The sequence below is a fragment of the Pseudarthrobacter sp. N5 genome, from assembly GCF_050157035.1.
Lineage (GTDB): Bacteria > Actinomycetota > Actinomycetes > Actinomycetales > Micrococcaceae > Arthrobacter.
Genome location: NZ_CP189593.1, coordinates 3,435,456 through 3,454,788 on the forward strand (window position 1 = coordinate 3,435,456; position 19,333 = coordinate 3,454,788).

The window sequence follows — 19,333 nt, forward strand, 5'->3', positions numbered from 1 at the left end:
TCCGCTCGGAATCAGTCCGTCCAGACGAAGAACCCTTTACCGCTCTTCCGCCCCAGTTCGCCACGCTCCACCATGTCCCGCAGGATCTGAGGCGGCGCAAAGCGCTCACCCAATGTGGAGTGCAGGTATTCTGCGATGCCCAGCCGGACATCCAGCCCCACGATGTCCGTGGTCTTCAGCGGGCCGGTGGGATGTTTGTAGCCCAGCACCATGGCGGCATCGATATCCGCGGCGGACGCCACGCCCTCCTCCACCATGCGCATCGCTTCCAGGGCAATGGCCACACCCAGCCGGGACGAGGCAAATCCGGGAGCGTCATTGACGACGACGGCGGTCTTGCCAAGCGCTTCCGTCCAGCCTTTCGCCGCGGCCGCCAGCTCGGGAGAGGTCTCCGTGGCCAGCACCACTTCGATCAGGGTCGAAGCAGGAACCGGGTTGAAGAAGTGCAGCCCGATGAAATCGGACGGACGCTGCAGTTGGCCCGCCAGCTTGCTCACCGAGAGCGAGGATGTGTTTGATGCCAGGAACGCGCCGGCTGCCAGCTGTTCCTCCACAGCCTTGAGTGCGGTGGCCTTGAGCTCGAAGTCCTCCGGCACCGCTTCCACCACCAGGCCGCAGCCAGCAAACGAGGAGTAGTCCGTGGACGTGCTGAACCTGGCCAGCGCCTCGCCAACGGGGCCGTGCAGGGTTCCGCGTTCCGCCGACTTGGCCACGGCGCCGGCCACCCGGGCGCGGGCACCGGCGGCAGCGTCGTCGTCGCGTTCCACCACCACAACCGTGGCGCCCTTGATCAGGAACGCGTGCGCGATCCCCGCGCCCATCCGGCCGCCGCCAAGAACCCCGACATTGCCTGGAATGCTCATTTGCTGTTCCCGTCGATGGAGGTGGTTTTCTTGTCTGGGTCCTTCTTGTCCAGGAAGGCCTGCATCCGCTCGAACTTGGCCGGCGATTCGAAGAGGATTCCCTGCGCCAACTGGTCGATCAGGGGATGCGCCTCGGCCGGGGCATGGAAGACGGATTTGGTGATCCGCACCGCCAGCGGGTCCTGCCGGGCGATTCTGTCCGCGAGTTTGTGGGCACCGTCCATCAGCAGCGGTGCCTCATGGATTTCGGTGATGAGATTAACCCGCAGGGCATCCTCAGCGCGCAGCACCAACCCCGTCAGCAGGATTTCCTTGGCCATGGGCTCCCCCACGAGCTCCTTGAGACGCCAGCTTGCACCTGCCGCGGCCAGGATTCCCAGTCCTGTCTCCGGGTTCCCGATCCGCACGCCGGGCGTGCCGATCCTGAAGTCGGCCGCATAGGCGAGTTCGGCCCCGCCGCCCAGGCAGTAGCCGTCCAGCGCCGCGATGACGGGCATGGGCAGTTTGGCAATCCGGGCAAACAGCGTGGAGTTGATGCCCTGCAGGGCATCGTCCCGGCGCCGTTCGCGCAGCTGTCCGATGTCTGCACCGGAGGCGAACACTCCCTCCACGCCGGCGATGATCAGGATCTTGGGGCTCTGCTCCAGCGCGGCGCAGATCAGGTGGAGCTCATCCACCATCTGCTGGTCGATAGCGTTCCGGACCGCCGGGCGGTTCAACAGAACCGTGAGACGGTCTGCGCGTTCCTCGATCAGGAGGGTGCTGAAGTCTTCCGGGTTGAGGGCCTTGCCGTTCGCGGCCATTACACGCGCTCCAGCAGCATGGCGGTTCCCTGGCCGACGCCGATGCACATGGTGGCCAGGCCCAGCCTGGCGTCTTCCCGTTCCATCCGGCCCAGCAGGGTGATGGCGATCCGTGAGCCGCTGGAACCCAGCGGGTGCCCCAACGCGATGGCGCCGCCGTCCTTATTCACAATGTCCGGGTCCAGGCCCAGCCGCCGCATGCTGGCGATAGACTGCGTGGCAAAGGCTTCGTTGAGCTCGACGGCGCCGAGGTGGCCGACGCTGAGCCCGTTGCGGTTCAGCACTTTCCGGGTGGCAGGGACAGGGCCGATGCCCATGATTTCCGGTTCGCACCCGGCAGAGGCTCCGTCGATGATGCGCGCGCGGGGCGTGAGGCCGAGTTTTAGGATGGCCTCCTCAGACGCAACGATGATGGCGGAAGCGCCGTCATTGAGTGTGGAGGAGTTGCCGGCCGTGACAACCGTGCCGCCGGAAATCACGGGCCGGAGACCGGCGAGTACATCCATGGTGGTTCCTGCCCGGGGGCCTTCGTCCGTGTCCACAATGGTTTCGCCCTTGCGGGTCTTGACCGTGACCGGGACGATTTCTGCGGCGAAGCGACCGGCGGCGATGGCAGCCAGGGCGCGCTCGTGGGAGCGGACGGCGAAGGCATCGGCATCCTCACGGGAGATGCCGTCAACCCTGGCCACTTCCTCCGCGGTTTCCGGCATGGAGAACGTCATTTTTCCGTCGCGGGACAGCTCGCCCTTGGTGAAGAGCGGATTGGCGAAGCGCCAGCCGATGGAGGTGTCGAAGATCTGGCCGGGCTTGGAAAACGCCGTTGACGGCTTCTCCTGGACCCACGGCGCGCGGCTCATGGACTCCACTCCGCCGGCAATAACAATGTCAGCAGCGCCGGATTTGATCATGTGGCTGGCCATGATGATGGCACTCAGGCCCGAGGCACAGAGCCGGTTGACCGTGATGCCCGGGATGTGGAGGGGAAGTCCGGCAAGAAGCGTCGCCATGCGGGCGACGTTCCGGTTTTCCTCGCCGGCACCGTTGGCGTTGCCAAGGATGACCTCATCGATCGCCTCGGGGTCAAGGCCTGCGCGGGCCACGGCTTCCCGGACCACCAGCGCGGCCAGATCGTCGGGACGGACTGCGGAAAGCGCGCCACCGTACCGGCCTACCGGGGTGCGGGCACCGCCAACAAGAAAAGCCTCAACCATAAGAACATCCTTCGCGAAGGGAAAGGGGCCGGCGAGGAAATAAATTACCGACCGTTCGTTCTATAAAGATTACACGGTGCTCCCGTCCGGTCAACAGAACCCCGGACAGTTGCGTCGCTGCTCACCCGCAGCGACTAGGCAACCACGAGGCCGAGGTGCCCTGCCAGCAACGGTGCGAGCAGGCTCAACTGGTAGTCGTCGATGACAACCCCGGCCAGACTGCCCAGTCCGCTGATGGTCCGGAATTCCGTGCCGCGAAGATCGAAGTCCTTAAGCTTGGCGCCGCTGAGATCCAGCGTTCCAATGGTGCAGTTCTTCAGTGCCACCCGCGTACCGGCCGCGGAGCCGAGATCCAGCTCGTTGATGATGCAGTCGCTGATCAGGACGTCCGTCAGCCTGGAACCACGCAGGTTCACGTAGTCCAGTTTCCCGCCGTCGATCCTCACGGACTGCCAGCCGCTTTCATAAAGTTCCGCCGAACCCCAGCGAGGATTGCTGAACTCCACGTCCCGCAGCGTAGACCGAGCTGCGGTAAGCACCGGCGCATAGGCCTCGCCCAGGATGCAGTCCCGGAACGTCGCGCCGCGGAGCTGCGTTTCGTTGAAGGAGACGCCGGCGAACTCACACTCTGCAAAGTCCGTGCCGCTCAGTTCCAGACCGTCTGCGGCCGCACGGCTGTACCGGACGCCGTCGTACCTTTCACCGCGCTGGAAATCAGGGGTGGGATCGTCCCGCAACTCGGTCAGCAGCACCGGCGAAAGCCGCGGCGCCGTCACCTTGGGAGCCTTGGCAGCCACTAGAGCGATTCCGCCTTTGCCGCGATTTTCGCCAGGTCCTTGGCCAGCGCCTTGCGGGTGATGCTCATGCCGATCCTGCCGATCATGGTGCGGGTCTCTTTACAGCGGGTGCCTTCACCGTACGGGCCATCGCTGATCATCTGGATGGCCGTAATGCCGGACAGTGTGTGGCGGCAGAGCCTGGGATATCCGAAATCACGGGCCAGACCTTCTCCGGTGAGGCGCTAACGTGCTGAGTCAGACTGGTGACGTGGTCCATGCCTCGAGCCTATCCCCGTGCACCGACAACCGGCACACCCGCTCAAATAGTAAGCATGCTTTGTGTTAGGATGGCCATGTTTTGTTGGATCAATCGGAAACGGAAGGTGGCTGACGCCATGGGTATCGGAGACAAGATCAAGAACGAAGCGGAGCACTTGGGCGGCAAGGGCAAGGAAGCCGCCGGCAACGTGACTGATAACGACCGTCTGAAGGCAGAAGGCCAGAAGGACCAGATCGCCGCTGACGCTAAGAAGATCGGCGAGAACGTCAAGGACACGTTCAAAAAAGACTAGGCCCATCGATTGCCCCACTGCCGTTTTGAGCGTTGATGAGGGCAGTTACCGGGCAGCGGGTTCGAACAACAGAACGACGGCGGACTGCCCCTTGGGGCCGCCGTCGTTCTGTTGCGTGCAAGACTGATCCGAAACGGGTACAGGGAAGGCACCATCCATGAGTTACGTTGACTTGACCGAGGCGAGCATCGCGGCGGGCGGCTCTGGCAGGCTCGGTGGTTATCTGGCCGAGCCAGCCGGCGATGGCCCGTTTCCCGCGGTGCTGATGATCCATGAGGCATTCGGCCTGGACGACATGATGCGCCGCCACGCCGACAGACTGGCCGCCGCCGGCTACCTGACACTCGCCGTCGATCTGTTCAGTGACGGCGGCGCCCGGCGTTGCCTGGTCAGCACCATGCGCTCCATGGCGTCCGGCACCGGCAAGGCGTTCACGGATATTGCCACCGCCCGGACCTGGCTCGCCGGTTCAGCCCTCAGCACGGGGAAAACGGGCGTGATCGGCTTCTGCATGGGCGGCGGATTCGCCCTGCTCGTGGCGAACGACGGGTTCGACGCCGCTTCCATCAATTACGGGAGACTCCCCCATGATCTCGAGGAATCCCTCCGCGGCTCATGCCCCGTGGTGGGCAACTACGGGGGCCAGGACCGCACGCTTCGTGGCGCGGCAGCGAGGCTCGAAGCTGCCTTGGACAAGCTCGGGATCGAGAACGACGTCAAGGAGTTCCCTTCAGCCGGTCACGCCTTTATGAACGATGCGGAAGTGGGTCCACAGCTGCTCCGCCCGCTGACCCGCGTGATGGGGATCAGACCGGACCCGGAATCTTCCCCGGAAGCCTGGCAACGCATTGAACACCACTTCGCCAAGCACCTCCGCGGATAACCTTCATCCGATGAGATTAAAACGACGACGGCGGGGCCCCAAAAACCGGGAGTCCCGCCGTCGTGCGCGTTAATGGTTAGCTGAAGAGCTCGTTCTTGGGCTCGTTGTCCTTGACCTTCTGCCAGCCCAGCCAAAGGATGATGGCGAAGAACGGGATGGTGGCCAGAGTCCACATGCCCAGCAGGAAGACCTCGCCGGTCTTGCTGGTCATGGTATCGAAACCGATCAGCACGGTGATGGCCAGCAGCGCGATGAGACCGGCCCAACTGGTCCATGGCGCGCCCGGCATGGGCAGGCTGGAGACGTTGCCCTGCTTTTTGCGCAGCGCTATCTGGCTGGCGAAGATGGTGCCCCAGGTGAAGATCACGCCGATGGATGCCGTGTTCAGCGCGAGGTCGAACGCGTGCGAGCCGCCCAGCCAGATGTTCAGCAGAATACCCACGAGGTACACGCTGGCGATGGCCAGGATGGCGGCGTATGGCACATGGCGGGAGGACATTTTGGTCAGCCACTGCGGAGCGTGCCCGTTGTTGGCCATGGTGCGGAAGATCCGGCCGATCGAATACAGCCCCGAGTTGCAGGAGGACAGCGCGGCGGTGATAACGATCATGTTCATCACATCACCCATCCATGGCAGTCCCATCTGGCCGAACACGGTGACGAACGGCGAGACGCCGGCCTTGTACTGGTCCGACGGCAGGAGCATGGCCAGCAGCAGCACGGAACCGACATAGAACACCACGATGCGGAAGACGACGGCGCGGATTGCCTTGGGGACTTCGCGTTCAGGGTTCTCCATCTCACCGGCGGTGATGCCGACCAGTTCGATGGCGTTGTAGGCGAAGATCACGGCGTTCAGGACCAGGATCATCACCAGCGCGCCCTTGGGGAACATGCCGCCGTCGTCGTGGAAGAGGTTGTTGACGGATGCGTGGCCCGCACCCACCTTGGCGTTGGTGACCACCATAAAGGTTCCCACGGCCAGGAAGATCAGGATGGCGCCTACCTTGAGGCAGGATGCCCAGAATTCGACTTCACCGAAGGCCTTCACGCTGAACAGGTTCACGGCCACGAGCAGCACCAGCGCTGCGATGGCGGAGAGTTCAACGGGGACGCCAGGGAAGAAGAACTGGAAGTACAGCCCGATCGCGATGAGTTCGGCGATGCCGGTCATGGCCCAGTTGATGAAGTACATCCAGCCGGAGAGGAAGGCACCCTTTTTGCCGAACATCTCGCCCGCGTAGCTGACGAACGAGCCGGAGGTCTGGCGGTACATGATGAGTTCGCCCAGCGCCCGCATCAACAGATACGCGATCACGCCGGCAATGGCGTAGGAGAAAATCAGCGCGGGGCCGGTGGACGCCAGGCGGCCGCCTGCTCCCATAAAGAGGCCGACGCCGATTGCGCCGCCCATGGCGATCATGGTGACGTGCCGGCGGCTCAGGGTTTTTTTGTAGCCCTCGGCGCTGAGGGTGGAGTCGACGGCGGCGGATGGTGCCGTCTGGCTCTGAAGGTCTGTGGGGGTACTTTGAGGCACAGCTGTTCCTTGTAGGTTGGGGTCTTGCTGCAGGTTGGGTATGCCCGGAACAGGACGCGGAGGACCATGGACACATAATTCGGGGTTTCAGGCCATTGATGGCTCTTATGTGTGCACAAACTCACAAAGCGTCGAACGTTCGCGCGGCACGTCCATCTTACAAGATCTACGGGACTATCCGTGACGCGGGCAACACCGCGCCGTTTTCCATGCTGTACCGGATCCAGTTTCCGGAGCTGTTTGCGGCACCGTTTGCATCGCCCTTAGCGCCGACGGTCCGGGCACCGTTTTCCGCGCAGTTCCTGAACCATTCCCGCAGGGCGCGGTCATGGCTCACCATTATCAGCGTTCCCTCAAATACTGCGAGCGCCGCTTCGAGCTCCTCCACCAGCACGGGCGCCAGGTGGTTGGTGGGTTCATCCACCAGCATCGTTGTGAAGCCGCCCAGCAGGAGCCGTGCGAGGGCCAGCCGGCGTTGCTGGCCGGCAGAGAGTCCGCCCACCGGAACATGGAATTCGCTGGTGCGGAAGAGCCCCAGGCGGAGCAGCGCCTCGGCGTGCTCGTCTATGTTGCCGCCCAGTCCGGCAGCAAAGGCCGGGAGGAGCCGCAGCCCCGGCCGTTTGGGCGGTTCCAGCTCCTGTTGCAGGTAGCCGATCCGGCCGTGACGTTCAACTGTTCCCTCAGCCGGTTCCAGGGTCCCGGCAAGAACGGACAGCAGGGTTGATTTTCCGGCCCCGTTGGGGCCTGTGATCAGGATCTTCTGCCCTGCTTCCACCCGAAAATCCGTGGGCGCCAGCCGGCCCGGAACTGCCAGGCCGCGGGCTTCAAGCACCGGAGCCGCAACCCCCTCCGCGGTGCTGCCGGCTAGGGTGGGTTCTGGGCTAAGGTCCGCAGTAAGCCGCAAGGGCTCCGGCGGGCGGTCAACCGGGCTGGCCTCAAGCCGTCGCAGTCGCTCCTGGGCATTGCGGACCTTGCTGGTGGCCGCCCGCTGCCAGGTGCCCGCCTTGAAATCGAAGCCCATTTTGTCGTTGTCCCGTTGGCGGGCGTAGCCCATTTTTCCGGCGACGGTGTCCGCCTGGAGCCGCTCGGCAGCCATGGAATCCAGCCAGCCGTGGTACTGCTGCACCCAGCGCTGGCGTTCGGCCGCCTTCTCGCGCAGGTAGCCCTCGTAGCCGTTCCCGTAGCGGCTGACTGCGCGGCGCTCGGCATCGACTTCGATCACGGTGGACGCCACCTTGCGCAGCAGGACGCGGTCGTGGGATACCACCACCACGGTGCCCCGGTGGGCTGCCAGCCGGGTTTCCAACCATGCTGTGCCGCTGGCATCAAGGTGGTTGGTGGGCTCGTCCAGGAGCAGAATATCCGCAGGATCAGCCAGCACACATGCCAGCGCCACGCGTTCCTGCTCCCCGCCGGAGAGCGAACCGAGCGTCCGCTGACGGTCCAGCCCGCCCAGGCCCAGCCGGTCCAATGCCGCCTCCACCCTGGAATCAGCGGCATAGCCTTCCCGCAGCTGGTACTGCGTCTGCAGGCTTCCGTAGGCCTCGAGGGCATCCGCTTCGGCCTCGGCGAGCCCGTCTTCGAGGCGGGCCAGCTCTGCTTCGATCTCACGCAGCGCCTTGAGCGAAGAATCGATGGCGCTGCCTACCGTGAACCCGGCAGGCAGGCCGAGTGTCTGGGCCAGGTAGCCCACCCTGCCATGGCTGACGGAAGTGCCGGAGTCCGGAGCTTCATTACCGGCCAGAATCCGCAGCAGCGTGGATTTTCCTGCACCGTTTTCACCTACGATCGCCACGTGTTCACCCACATCAATGACCAGTTCGATGTCATCAAACAGTTGGCGGTCCCCGTAGCCGTGGGAAATGCCGGAAAGGTGAAGATGTTCAGTCAAGAGGAGTCCTCGCAAGTAGGCGTCAAGCCTGCCCGTCGGCGGCCACCACGTCAAGCGGGTACCGCCGTCGTACTCTATCTTCAGACCGCGAGCGCAGCTGCTTTCCGACGGCGGGCCCTGGCCAGCCGGGTGCCGATGAGCCCCTGCCGGGGGCTGAAGAGATAGACGACGGCGAACGCTGCCCCCTGCGTCAGTACCACCATGGCACCCGAGGCGGTATCCAGGTAATAGCTGAAGTAGATGCCTGCGATGGAGCACACTGCGGAGATGACCGGGGCGATCACCAGCATTCGGGAAAAGCGGTCCGTCAGCAGATATGCCGTGGCGCCCGGAATGATCAGCATGGCCACCACCAGCACCACACCCAAGGTCTGCAGCGCCACCACCGAGGTCAGGGCAAGCAAGCCCAGCAGCAGCGCACCGAGCCGTTTGGGTGACAGCCCGATCGCATGGGCGTGGGTGGGATCGAAGGCGTAGAGGGTGAGGTCGCGGCGCTTCAGGATCAGGATGGCGAATGCCACCACGCCGAGCACCAGCACCTGGATCAGGTCCGGGATGCTGACACCCAGCAGGTTGCCGAAGATGATGTGGTTCAGGTCCGTCTGGCTGGGTGTGACGGAGATGAGCACCAGGCCGAGGGCGAACAGGGACGTGAACACAATGCCGATCGCCGCGTCCTCCTTGACCCGGCTGGTGTTGCGGACGACGCCGATGAGCGTCACCGCGATCAGCGCAAACACCAGCGCTCCCAGGGCAAACGGGGCGCCCACAATATAAGCCAGGACCACACCCGGCAGCACCGCATGGGACACGGCGTCGCCCATCAGGGACCAGCCAATCAGCACCAGCCAACAGCTCAAGACGGCGCAGAGAATCGCGGCGAGCGCTGTGGTGATAATGGCCCGCACCATGAAGTCGTAGCGGAGCGGTTCCAGCAGCAAGTCGAGGAAGTCCATGGCTCAGTTACTCCCTTCGGCGGTGCCCGCGGCTTCACGGTTCAGCTCGGTTTCACGGTTCAGGACGTCGAGCCCGAAGGCCATGGCGAGGTTTTCCGGTTGCAGCACCATCTCCGGTGCTCCATGCATCAGGACCCTGCGCATCAGGAGCAGGGCCTCATCGCAGAGTTGCGGCAGCGCGTGCAGGTCGTGGGTGGAAATGAGGATGGTGCAGCCATCTGAGGCGAGTTCACGCAGCAACCTCGTGATGGTGGCCTCTGAACGTTTATCAACACCGGCGAAGGGCTCATCAAGGAGCATGGTGGTGGCTCCCTGTGCGATCCCCCGGGCCACAAATGCGCGTTTCTTCTGACCGCCGGAGAGCTGGCCGATCTGCCGGTCCGCGTACGCGGACAGCTCCACCCGGTCCAAGGCCTGTTCGACGGCGGAACGGTCCGCCTTGGAGGCGCGGCGGGTGAAGCCCTGGTGCCCGTAACGGCCCATCATCACCACGTCCCGGACGGAGAGCGGGAACTGCCAGTCAACGTCCTCACTCTGCGGAACGTAGCCGATCCCGCCTTCCTTGCGTGCTTTGGACTGTGACTCGCCGTTGATCAGGACGCGGCCGGCGTCGGGCCTGAGCATTCCCATGATCACCTTGAACAGCGTGGACTTTCCCGAGCCGTTCATGCCGATCAGGCCGCAGATCCGGGCGGGGGGCAAGCGTGAGCGAGGCGGCATCCAGGGCCAGGACCTCGCCATAGTGGACGGTGACGTTCTCCACCAGGATGGCCGGCGCCATCACGATGGTGCCTGCGTCAGGGCTTCGGTGATGAGATCGGAATCGTGGCGGATAAGTTCCAGGTAGGTGGGTACCGGGCCGTCCGCTGCTGACAGCGAATCCACGTATAGAACACCACCGAACGCCGCCCCGGTGGCACCCGTGACCTGCCGCATGGGGGCATCGGAGATAGTGGATTCGCAGAACACTGCAGGAACCTTGTTGGTCTTGACGAATTCAATGGCCTTGGTGATCTGCTGCGGCGTTGCCTGCTGCTCGGCATTAACTGCCCAGATGTAGACCTCGCGGAGGCCGGTGTCGCGAGCCAGGTACGAGAATGCGCCCTCACACGCCACCAGTGCCCGCTGGTTCTCCGGGACGGCGGCGAGTTTCTGGATCATCTGGTCCTTGACTGCCTGCAGTTCGGCTTTGTAGGCCGAGCCGTTGGCCTCGAACGCCTTGGCATTGCCGGGGTCCAGCTTCGAAAAGGCCTTCACCATGTTGTCCACATAGATCTGCACGTTGACCGGCGACATCCACGCATGCGGGTTGGGCTTGCCCTGGTATGAATCCTCACGGATGTCCATCACGTCCACACCGTCGCTGACCACGGCGTGCGGAACGTCCAGGCCTTGAACAAACCGCCCGAACCAAAGCTCCACGTTCAGCCCGTTATCCGGGATCAGGTCAGCCTGGGCCGCCATGCGGATGTCCCCGGGGGTGGGTTCGTAGCCATGGATTTCGGCCCCCACTTTGGTGATGGATTCAACCTTGAGCTTGTCCCCGGCGAGGCTGCGCGACGTCGGCCAGCACAGTGAACGTGGTCAGCGCCACCGGCCGGTGGTCATCCCCGTTTCCGGAAGCATTGCCCCCGCAGGCGGCCATCGAAAAGGCAAGAAGAACGACGACGGCGGTCCCGGCAGCACGTCGCAGTCGTCCCTTGCGGGAATCAGTTCGGCGGACGATTTCGGCGCACCGAAACATAATGTTAAGCATGCCGAAACTTCTCTCCTCGATCCCATATTGCCCGCAAAGCGCTTCCCCCCACCGAGGCAGTCGAGGGAACAACGCAACGCTAGGCTGAGGACATGGCCACCCACCCGATTTTGCCGGCACCAAGGCCGGAGCTGTACAGATTTTCCCGGCTGGACTTCACTGCGGCCGGACTCTACGCGGCCGTGGCCGGATTCTTCGCACTCGCAGGCGGGCTGCTGCTGCCGTTGCTTGTGCAGCTTGCCCCGAGTCCTGCCGCCGCATCCTATGGCGTGAATCTGCTGTTCTACGGCTGCATCGGGGTACTGGCCCTGACCGCCGCACGGCGTGTTGCCGCCAGGGACCTCCGGGTGCTGGCCACACGCCCCTGGTTCACACTGATCATGGTGCCTGCCACGGTGATCGCCATGATGATCTTCACCGTAATCCTGGTGTCCGCCAGCGGAGCCGTCCAGACCTCCGCCAACCAGGCCGGGCTCCAGGCACTGGTCCAACAGGTTCCGGCGTGGCTTATGGTGCCGCTGCTGGTGGTGGTGGGTCCGTTTGTGGAGGAGTACATTTTCCGCCACCTGCTCATCGGCAAACTGGGGCGGCACCTCAACGTCTGGCTCTGCTGCACCCTGTCCGTGGTGCTCTTCGCCGGAATACACATCGTTGGCCAGGAAGCCATCACGCTGGCAGCGCTGCTGCCATACCTGGCGATGGGCGCCGTTCTGGTCTTTGTCTACGTGTGGGCGGGCAAGAACCTGATGTTCTCCTACTTCGTTCATGCCACCAAAAACCTGGTGGCCGTGGTTTTCCTGTATGCCATCCCGCCTGAGGTCTTCGAGCAGCTCCAGCAGCTACAGCCGTAGAACCTCCCTTCCCCAACCCGGACCGAAACTGTCCGCATGGCTCTTCCGGGCGCCGCGCCGTCGTCGTACTTTTGATCCATGGCACTCAACATCCAGATCGCAGTCGACTGCAAGGACCCGCACATGCTCGCCGATTGGTGGGCAGAGACGCTGGACTGGGCGGTGGAGCCGCAGGACGAAGGCTTCATCCGGTCCATGATCGATCAGGGGTTTGCCACGGCGGCGGAAACGCATCAGCACAACGGCAAGCTGGTCTGGCGGGACGGCGCCGCCATCCGTCCACCGGAGGAAATCAGAGCCAAAAAACCCCGGCGCCGCCTGCTGTTCCAGACCGCTCCCGAGGGGAAAACCGTCAAGAACCGGGTCCACTGGGACGTGAAGCTGGACGGCCGGGACAAGGATGAGGTCCGTGAGGCACTGGAGGCCCGCGGCGCCACCTTCCTCTGGACCGCCAGCCAAGGCCCGCATTCCTGGCACACCATGGCGGACCCGGAAGGCAACGAGTTCTGCATCAGCTGAGGCGATTACTAGACTCGGGGTGTGAGCAACGAAATCCCCGCCCAGGTATCCGACGTCTTTGACCCCACCCGGTGGCGCACCGTATCCGGCTTCGACGACTTCCAGGACATGACCTACCACCGGCAGGTGGAGCGCTCCGGCGACGGCTCTGTGCTTCGGGACCTGCCCACCGTCCGGATCGCCTTCAACCGGCCCGAGGTCCGCAATGCGTTCCGCCCCGGCACCGTGGACGAGCTCTACCGCGCCATGGACCACGCCCGGATGAGCCCGGATGTGGCCACCGTGCTGCTCACCGGCAACGGCCCGTCCCCCAAGGACGGCGGGCACTCCTTCTGTTCCGGCGGTGACCAGCGGATCCGCGGCCGGGACGGGTACAGGTATGCGGACGGCGAGACCAAGGAATCAATCGACCCCGCCCGGGCCGGCCGGCTCCACATCCTGGAAGTCCAGCGGCTCATGCGCACCATGCCCAAGGTGGTCATTGCCGTCGTGAATGGCTGGGCTGCCGGCGGCGGGCACTCCCTGCACGTCGTCGCCGACCTCACCATCGCCTCACGCCAGCACGGCAAGTTCAAGCAGACAGACGCAACGGTGGGAAGTTTCGACGCCGGCTACGGCTCCGCGCTGCTGGCCCGCCAGATCGGCCAGAAAGCTGCCCGGGAAATCTTCTTCCTGGCCCGCGAATATTCCGCCGAGGACATGGTCCGGCTGGGCGCCGTCAACGAGGCCGTGGACCACGACCGCCTCGAGGACGTGGCGCTGGAGTACGCCGCGGACATCGCCCGTCAGTCCCCGCAGGCCATCCGCATGCTTAAGTTCGCCTTCAACCTCGCCGACGACGGCCTGGCCGGCCAACAGGTATTCGCCGGCGAAGCCACCCGTCTGGCCTACATGACGGACGAGGCTGTGGAGGGCAAGGAGGCCTTCCTCGAAAAGCGCGATCCCGACTGGTCCAAGTTCCCGCACTACTTCTAAGGCAGCCCGTGACTACTGGACACGTAAACATCGAACCTGCGCTCACCGCCCTGGCGGCCGCCCTCCACGGTGAGGGCCCCGCCGTCGAACTTTCCGCCGCTGCGGACGGGCAACCGGCGGTGCGGCTGGTGGAGGCCCCCGGTTTCGAGGATGCCGCCGTGGTGGTGCGCACCTCCGGATCCACCGGCACCCCCAAGGCCACGGTCCTGACGGTGGAAGCTCTGGCAGCTTCGTCCGTCGGCACGGCGCTGGCGCTCAAGGGCGAGGGCCAGTGGCTACTGGCACTGCCCGTGGAGTACGTGGCCGGCGTGCAGGTGCTGGTGCGCTCACTCTTCGCGGGAACACGCCCGTGGGCCATGGATCTCTCCGCGGGGTTCACCCCCGAGGCGTTCACCGCCGGCGCGCTGGAATTGACAGACAAGGTCCGCTTCACCTCCCTGGTGCCCACCCAGCTGCAGCGGCTGCTGGACTCGCCGTCGGCGGACACCCTGGCCGCGCTCCGACGCTTCAACGGGATCCTGCTGGGCGGCGCGCCGGCGTCACCGGAGCTGCTCGCTGCGGCCCGCGACGCGGGTGTCCGCGTGGTGACCACCTATGGTGCGGCGGAAACGTGCGGTGGCTGCGTGTACGACGGCGTTCCGCTGGACGGCGTGGTGGTGAAGCTGGCAGAGGACGGACGCATCCTGCTGGGCGGCGACACCCTGGCGGCGGGTTATCTGGACGCCCCGGGCCCCGCCTCGGAAGCGTTCTTCGTCCAGGACGGCGTCCGCTGGTACCGCAGCAACGATCTCGGTTCCCTGAATGCCGAGGGGAATCTCACCGTGCTGGGCCGCGCCGACGACGTCATCATCACCGGCGGTGTCAAGGTCTCCGCCGCGCAGGTGCAGGCAGAGCTCGAGAAGTTCGACGGCGTGCTGGCCGCTTTTGTGGCCGGCGTCCCGTCCGCCGAGTGGGGGCAGGCCGTGGCGGCGTACGTTGCCGTGGCAGAGCCCGGCGAAGGCTCCGGCGCCGCGCCCCGTGGGATTTCCCGCGCCGGTCTCGCCGCGGACTGGCGGCGTGCCTTGGGTGTTTTGGCCCCCAAAACCGTGGCGACGGCTGCTGAACTCATGATGCTGCCCAACGGAAAACCGGACAGGCTGGCCATGATTGCGCAGCTGCACGCACTTCATCAGGGAAAATAGAAACGTTCCGCGCAGCAACATCCCGCCGGCATCCCGCCGGCACACCCTGAAACCACCCGGTTTCACCGAACAACACGAGGTAATTCCGTGGCCACAGCCGCACAATGGATCCAAGGCGCCCGACTGCGCACCCTGCCGGCAGCAATCGCACCCGTACTGATCGGCACGGCGGCTGCCTACGAAATGGGCTCTTTCCTCCCGGTCAATGCGGTGCTTGCCGGCCTCGTGGCCTTGCTGCTCCAGATCGGCGTCAACTACGCCAACGACTATTCTGACGGCATCCGCGGCACCGATGCGGACCGGGTGGGTCCGCTCAGGCTGGTGGGTTCCGGGGCGGCACACCCGCAGCACGTCAAATACGCGGCGTTCGGGGCGTTTGCCCTGGCCATGGTGTTTGGCCTGGGGCTGGTGGTCATAACGCAGAGCTGGTGGCTGATTTTGGTCGGGCTGGGCTGTGTGACGGCTGCCTGGGGCTACACCGGAGGCAAGAACCCGTACGGCTATCTGGGCCTGGGCGATGTTTTTGTGTTTGTATTCTTCGGGCTCGTGGCCACGCTGGGCACCACCTACACCCAGGCAGGCCAGCTCAGCCTCGCCGCGATTTTGGGAGCTGTGGGCACCGGGCTCATCGCCAGCGCCCTGCTGATGGCCAATAATGTCAGGGATATCCCCACGGACATCCCGGCGGGAAAGAAAACGCTGGCGGTGCGGCTGGGAGACAAGCATGCCCGCGAAAGCTACGTGCTGATGCTTGCCGTCGCCATCCTGCTGGTGGTGATTCTGGCTCCCGGGCGCCCGTGGATGCTGATCGTGCTGCTGCTGATCCCCGCCTGCCTGATGCCGGCCTGGCTGATGATCAACGGCCGCAAACGCAAGAGCCTTATCCCCGTATTGAAGCAGACAGGGCTCATCAATCTGGGCTACAGCCTGCTTTTCTCACTCGGACTCGTGCTGAGCCACGGGTTCTGAGTAGCTTCGTAAAGCTAGATGTCTTTGGGGCGCCTGTCGGCGTCCACGGCGATGTCCGGGTTGGAGTCCACCAGACGGTCCTCGGCCTCGGCGTCGTCTACCTCGACGGCTGTCCGGATGGGCTTTGCCCGGCCGGAGAACCTCTCGTGCATCGCAGCCGTGGCCGCATCGCGCTGCTTCTGGAAAAACAGGTAGCTCACGGCGAACGCAATCAGCCCGGCGCAGACGACGGAGAGGACGGCGCCCAGCTGCAGGAAATTGAACAGCACAAACAGGGGCGCGAACAGAGCGAGCCGGATCAGGGAATATTTCACGAAAGCCACGGTCCAAGTTTAGCTGCCTCCAGGCATTTGCTCCGCGCCCGTCGCTGATCTCCCCCCACCCCGTCCGCCGCCGTTCCGTGGGCATACTGTAATCTCCGTCGTAGCTTACGGAGGATAGACTTGACTGTATGCCCCGTGTCCTTCTTGCAGTCGCCGTTCTTGCCATATATGTCTATGGACTGGTGGACGTGATCCGGACTGATGCGCGGCAGACGCGGGGAATTTCCAAGACTGCCTGGATTGTGGTGCTGGCTCTCCTTCCCGTGGTTGGCGCCGCCCTTTGGTTCCTGATTGGCCGCCCGCGGGGAAGCCAAACTGCGCCACAGAACTACCGCCGCTCCAGTTCCCCGGACGATGACCCGGATTTCCTCCGCAACCTTGAGCTCCGCCACCGTAACCAACTCGAAGCGGACCGCCTCAAAAAGCTGAGGGATGAGCTCCAGGCCAAGGAACGCCGGCAGGACGGCAGCAACGGCAGCCAGGGCAGCGCCGGCAGTTCTGGCGACGCTGAAGCCGAAGGCAACGACGCCAAGTAGGGCTTTCCCAGCCCGCAAGTAGGCCCTGACCCACCATGCGCGTCCGATCGCACGGACCCACCCGCCGGTGCCAAACACGCCTGAGCCAACACGACTGAGTGCTGCCAGCCTTCGCCAATTTTGGCCGGAATGTGATTGTGACAGTCTGACTCAGGACCGGTGTGACGGCTTGATCCAGGACCACCTCACGACTCGCCGGTGACCTTATGACGGTTTAATCTGGGCCTACCCCAACGTTGGATTCATCTATTTGGTTTCCAACATTGGAGGGCAGGGATGAGGGCACGCGTGGATTTGTTCGCAAGGCTCCGGCACGATTTCAGAGTTGAAGGGTTATCAATCCGAGAGCTGGCACGCAGGTACGGTGTTGGCCGTGACACGGTCAGGACGGCACTGAAGTCAGCGGAACCTCCCTCCAGGAAGAAACCGGTTCGGCCAGCTCCCCGGCTGGAGCCCTTCAAGAGCGCTATCGACACGATGCTCACGCAGGATCTGGATGCCCCGAAAAAGCAGCGTCATACCGCACGGAGGGTGCTGGCCAGGCTCGCTGATGAACACGGGGCGACGGAGCTGTCGTACTCAACGGTCCGGGACTATGTCAGGACCCGGCGCGCCAGCATCGACGCCGCGGCTGGCCGGCGCGCGGAGGTGTTCGTGCCCCGGTGCCGGCCGGGGAAGGATCGAGAATGACCGGTGGGTCCTGTTCCGATCCCACTGGAATTTCGATGCTTTTTACTGCGAACCGGGGCTAAATGGCGCCCATGAGAAGGGCGGCGTTGAAGGTGAAGTGGGGAGGTTCCGCCGCAACCGGCTCTCTCCCATGCCTGTCGTGGAGTCCCTTGCGGAGCTGAACGACATCAGGGTCTGGGACGAAGCCGATGACCGGCGCCGCATCAATGACAGGATCCGCACCGTCGGAGAAGACTTCCGCGGCGAGAAGGAACTCCTCACCGCGTTACCGGTGGAAAGCTTTGACCCTGGCCTGGTGCTGACTCCACGGCTCGACCGGTCAGCGCTGATCACCGTCAGGATGGCGAAGTACTCGGTGCCTGCACGTCTGATCAACCGTAAGGTACGGGTGTCTTTGCAGGCCTGTGAAGTCCTCGTTTATGACGGGAAACCCTGGTAGCCAGACACCCAAGGATCGTGGCTCGCGGCGGGCAGTGCGTGGAACTGGACCATTATCTTGAAGTATTCGCAATAAAACAAGGCGCTTTGCCCGGCTCCACGGTTCTTGCCCAGGCCCGCAAAAACGGCGCGTTCACACCGGCCCATGAAGCGTTCTGGGCCGGGGCACGGAAAACCGACGGTGACACCGCCGGGACCAGGGCATTGATCGAGGTCCTGCTGCTCCACCGGTCCATGGATGCAGCCGATGTTGTCGCCGGCATCATTGCCGCCCTCGCTGTCGGTGCCGTCAACGCCGATGTTGTGGCCGTTGAAGCACGCAGATGCGCTGCTGAGAACATCACGGGGTGGGCCCGGAATAACCGTCATGCCGGTGCAAAAGCAGAAGTCGTCGAACACCGCGTTATCAGTCTCACCCAACGCCGCCTCGCTGACCCGGCAGCAGTCATTGCAGGCCTCCCGGCCGATAGGCGGCCGTTGCCCTCGGTGGTCGGATACGAGGAGCTCCTTACCCGCAGAACCCAGCCAAAGACCGAAACAGTGCAGGAGAACATCTCATGAGCCCCACCGCACCCGTTGTTGTCTCCAACACACTGCGGCGCCGCAGGGGCCTAACCGAGGAAGCCGCGACGGCGGCCGTAGACCAGGCGTGCCGGCGCCTGAGACTGCCCACGATCAGGGCGGTACTTGCCGAGGCACTCACGGTGGCGGGGAGGGAGCAGCTCTCCTATCAGGGGTTTCTGGCCGAGTTGTTGCTGGCCGAGTGTGATGACCGGGACCGGCGTTCCTCGGTCCGTCGGGTGAAGTCGGCGAACTTTCCCCGCGATAAATGGTTGGGTGACTTCGACTACGAGGCGAATCCGAACATCAACCCCGCCACCATCAATACTCTGGCCACCGGGGACTGGATCCGCAAAGGCCACCCCCTCTGTCTGATCGGGGACTCCGGGACAGGCAAATCCCTATCTGCTCATCGGCCTGGGCACCGCAGCCGCGGAGAAAGGGTTCCGCGTCAGATACATCCTCGCCACCCGGTTAGTGAATGAACTCGTCGAAGCAGAGGATGAGAAAGTCCTCGCGAAAACCATCGCCCGGTACGGGCGGGTGGATTTGCTCTGTATTGATGAACTTGGCTATATGGAACTGGACAAGCGCGGCGCCGAACTGCTCTTCCAGGTCCTGACAGAAAGGGAAGAGAAAGCATCTGTGGCGATAGCAACCAACGAGTCATTCTCCGGTTGGACGAAGACCTTCACCGATCCACGGCTCTGCGCGGCGATCGTTGACCGGCTCACGTTCAAAGGCACGATAATCGAGACCGGCACCGACTCCTACCGCCTCGCACAAACCAAAACCAACAGCACTAGCCTGCTCAGGTGGTCCCGGCGCTAGCCACGGCGCATCCCACTTGGGAGGGCAAGGTCTACGCGAAGCACTACAAACTGCGCAACACTGGAGTACCGCGCGGTCCTCCACGTGCTGGCGGTTCCTTTGACCAGCGCGTCACCGCCTGCCACGGCCTGCGGGAGAGTTTGGGCGTCCCTGACCGCCGCAGCCAGGGCAGCTCAGCGGGACGACTGCCGCGGACAAGGCGGCCAGA

General features: G+C 64.1%; 16 protein-coding genes and 5 pseudogenes. 10 read left to right on the forward strand and 11 right to left on the reverse strand.

Features of this window, described 5'->3' with window-relative positions:
- Positions 1-11 precede the first annotated feature (11 nt).
- From ACQCST_RS16475 to ACQCST_RS16495, 5 genes and pseudogenes are all read right to left on the reverse strand, one after another.
- The gene (locus ACQCST_RS16475) at positions 12-863 is read right to left on the reverse strand and encodes a 3-hydroxyacyl-CoA dehydrogenase family protein (protein WP_426996804.1); all 852 of its coding nucleotides are present in this window, start codon (positions 861-863) and stop codon (positions 12-14) included.
- Positions 860-1,666 carry an enoyl-CoA hydratase/isomerase family protein gene (locus ACQCST_RS16480; protein WP_426996805.1) on the reverse strand — a complete coding sequence of 269 codons (807 nt, stop codon included), beginning with the start codon at positions 1,664-1,666 and terminating at the stop codon, positions 860-862. Before ACQCST_RS16480 ends, ACQCST_RS16475 begins: the two co-directional genes overlap by 4 nt.
- Positions 1,666-2,877 carry a thiolase family protein gene (locus ACQCST_RS16485; RefSeq protein ID WP_426996806.1) on the reverse strand — a complete coding sequence of 404 codons (1,212 nt, stop codon included), beginning with the start codon at positions 2,875-2,877 and terminating at the stop codon, positions 1,666-1,668. Before ACQCST_RS16485 ends, ACQCST_RS16480 begins: the two co-directional genes overlap by 1 nt.
- Positions 2,878-3,011: 134 nt before the next feature.
- On the reverse strand, positions 3,012-3,674 hold the full coding sequence (locus tag ACQCST_RS16490; protein WP_426996807.1) for a pentapeptide repeat-containing protein: 663 nt from the start codon (positions 3,672-3,674) through the stop codon (positions 3,012-3,014).
- A pseudogene (locus tag ACQCST_RS16495) lies at positions 3,674-3,933 on the reverse strand (SRPBCC family protein). The gene ACQCST_RS16490 and the pseudogene ACQCST_RS16495 overlap by 1 nt, the downstream one beginning before the upstream one ends.
- 118 nt (positions 3,934-4,051) lie before the next feature.
- Here ACQCST_RS16495 and ACQCST_RS16500 point away from each other — a divergent pair.
- Together ACQCST_RS16500 and ACQCST_RS16505 are read left to right on the forward strand one after the other, a co-directional pair.
- The gene (locus tag ACQCST_RS16500) at positions 4,052-4,228 is read left to right on the forward strand and encodes a CsbD family protein (protein ID WP_426996808.1); all 177 of its coding nucleotides are present in this window, start codon (positions 4,052-4,054) and stop codon (positions 4,226-4,228) included.
- A gap of 157 nt (positions 4,229-4,385) precedes the next feature.
- Positions 4,386-5,111 (forward strand): dienelactone hydrolase family protein, encoded by a 726-nt coding sequence (locus tag ACQCST_RS16505; RefSeq protein ID WP_426996809.1) that lies wholly within the window; start codon positions 4,386-4,388, stop codon positions 5,109-5,111.
- Between the two features lie 76 nt (positions 5,112-5,187).
- Here the strand turns inward: ACQCST_RS16505 and ACQCST_RS16510 are convergent, their stop codons facing one another.
- The 5 genes and pseudogenes from ACQCST_RS16510 to ACQCST_RS16530 all read right to left on the reverse strand — a co-directional run bounded on the left by ACQCST_RS16510 (position 5,188) and on the right by ACQCST_RS16530 (position 11,239).
- Positions 5,188-6,648, reverse strand: coding sequence for an amino acid permease (locus tag ACQCST_RS16510; protein ID WP_426996810.1), 1,461 nt, complete (start codon positions 6,646-6,648; stop codon positions 5,188-5,190).
- A gap of 166 nt (positions 6,649-6,814) precedes the next feature.
- Positions 6,815-8,539, reverse strand: coding sequence for an ABC-F family ATP-binding cassette domain-containing protein (locus tag ACQCST_RS16515; protein ID WP_426996811.1), 1,725 nt, complete (start codon positions 8,537-8,539; stop codon positions 6,815-6,817).
- A gap of 80 nt (positions 8,540-8,619) precedes the next feature.
- Entirely contained in the window at positions 8,620-9,495 is an 876-nt protein-coding gene (locus ACQCST_RS16520) for a metal ABC transporter permease (protein ID WP_426996812.1), read from the reverse strand.
- A gap of 3 nt (positions 9,496-9,498) precedes the next feature.
- Positions 9,499-10,279, reverse strand: a pseudogene (locus ACQCST_RS16525) (metal ABC transporter ATP-binding protein).
- Positions 10,276-11,239 (reverse strand): annotated as a pseudogene (locus ACQCST_RS16530) (metal ABC transporter substrate-binding protein). The pseudogenes ACQCST_RS16525 and ACQCST_RS16530 overlap by 4 nt, the downstream one beginning before the upstream one ends.
- A 104-nt stretch (positions 11,240-11,343) precedes the next feature.
- Between ACQCST_RS16530 and ACQCST_RS16535 the strand changes: the two are divergent.
- From ACQCST_RS16535 to ACQCST_RS16555, 5 genes are all read left to right on the forward strand, one after another.
- Positions 11,344-12,102, forward strand: a complete 759-nt coding sequence (locus ACQCST_RS16535; RefSeq protein ID WP_426996813.1) for a CPBP family intramembrane glutamic endopeptidase — start codon at positions 11,344-11,346, stop codon at positions 12,100-12,102.
- Between the two features lie 78 nt (positions 12,103-12,180).
- Positions 12,181-12,621 (forward strand): VOC family protein, encoded by a 441-nt coding sequence (locus ACQCST_RS16540; protein ID WP_426996814.1) that lies wholly within the window; start codon positions 12,181-12,183, stop codon positions 12,619-12,621.
- 21 nt (positions 12,622-12,642) lie between these two features.
- Positions 12,643-13,596 carry a 1,4-dihydroxy-2-naphthoyl-CoA synthase gene (locus ACQCST_RS16545; protein WP_426996815.1) on the forward strand — a complete coding sequence of 318 codons (954 nt, stop codon included), beginning with the start codon at positions 12,643-12,645 and terminating at the stop codon, positions 13,594-13,596.
- Between the two features lie 8 nt (positions 13,597-13,604).
- The gene (locus ACQCST_RS16550) at positions 13,605-14,777 is read left to right on the forward strand and encodes an AMP-binding protein (RefSeq protein ID WP_426996816.1); all 1,173 of its coding nucleotides are present in this window, start codon (positions 13,605-13,607) and stop codon (positions 14,775-14,777) included.
- 87 nt (positions 14,778-14,864) lie between these two features.
- A complete protein-coding gene (locus ACQCST_RS16555; protein ID WP_426996817.1) occupies positions 14,865-15,746 on the forward strand; it encodes a 1,4-dihydroxy-2-naphthoate polyprenyltransferase in 882 nt (293 codons plus the stop codon).
- Positions 15,747-15,760: 14 nt separating this feature from the next.
- Here the strand turns inward: ACQCST_RS16555 and ACQCST_RS16560 are convergent, their stop codons facing one another.
- Positions 15,761-16,069: a DUF4229 domain-containing protein gene (locus ACQCST_RS16560; RefSeq protein ID WP_426996818.1), complete on the reverse strand. Its 309-nt coding sequence runs from the start codon at positions 16,067-16,069 to the stop codon at positions 15,761-15,763.
- A gap of 128 nt (positions 16,070-16,197) precedes the next feature.
- Between ACQCST_RS16560 and ACQCST_RS16565 the strand changes: the two genes are divergently transcribed.
- From ACQCST_RS16565 to istB, 3 genes and pseudogenes are all read left to right on the forward strand, one after another.
- The gene (locus tag ACQCST_RS16565) at positions 16,198-16,605 is read left to right on the forward strand and encodes a PLD nuclease N-terminal domain-containing protein (RefSeq protein WP_426996819.1); all 408 of its coding nucleotides are present in this window, start codon (positions 16,198-16,200) and stop codon (positions 16,603-16,605) included.
- Between the two features lie 276 nt (positions 16,606-16,881).
- Positions 16,882-18,294: pseudogene (locus tag ACQCST_RS16570) on the forward strand (Mu transposase domain-containing protein).
- Positions 18,291-19,125: pseudogene (gene istB, locus ACQCST_RS16575) on the forward strand (IS21-like element helper ATPase IstB). Before ACQCST_RS16570 ends, istB begins: the two co-directional pseudogenes overlap by 4 nt.
- Positions 19,126-19,333: the final 208 nt, after the last annotated feature.

Bases quoted from the DNA above. Each gene is read 5' to 3' on its own strand.
- ACQCST_RS16475 (WP_426996804.1), bottom strand. From the start codon at position 863: ATGAGCATTCCAGGCAATGTCGGGGTTCTTGGCGGCGGCCGGATGGGC.
- ACQCST_RS16480 (WP_426996805.1), bottom strand. From the start codon at position 1,666: ATGGCCGCGAACGGCAAGGCCCTCAACCCGGAAGACTTCAGCACCCTC.
- ACQCST_RS16485 (WP_426996806.1), bottom strand. From the start codon at position 2,877: ATGGTTGAGGCTTTTCTTGTTGGCGGTGCCCGCACCCCGGTAGGCCGG.
- ACQCST_RS16500 (WP_426996808.1), top strand. From the start codon at position 4,052: ATGGGTATCGGAGACAAGATCAAGAACGAAGCGGAGCACTTGGGCGGC.
- ACQCST_RS16505 (WP_426996809.1), top strand. From the start codon at position 4,386: ATGAGTTACGTTGACTTGACCGAGGCGAGCATCGCGGCGGGCGGCTCT.
- ACQCST_RS16520 (WP_426996812.1), bottom strand. From the start codon at position 9,495: ATGGACTTCCTCGACTTGCTGCTGGAACCGCTCCGCTACGACTTCATG.
- ACQCST_RS16535 (WP_426996813.1), top strand. From the start codon at position 11,344: ATGGCCACCCACCCGATTTTGCCGGCACCAAGGCCGGAGCTGTACAGA.
- ACQCST_RS16540 (WP_426996814.1), top strand. From the start codon at position 12,181: ATGGCACTCAACATCCAGATCGCAGTCGACTGCAAGGACCCGCACATG.
- ACQCST_RS16565 (WP_426996819.1), top strand. From the start codon at position 16,198: ATGCCCCGTGTCCTTCTTGCAGTCGCCGTTCTTGCCATATATGTCTAT.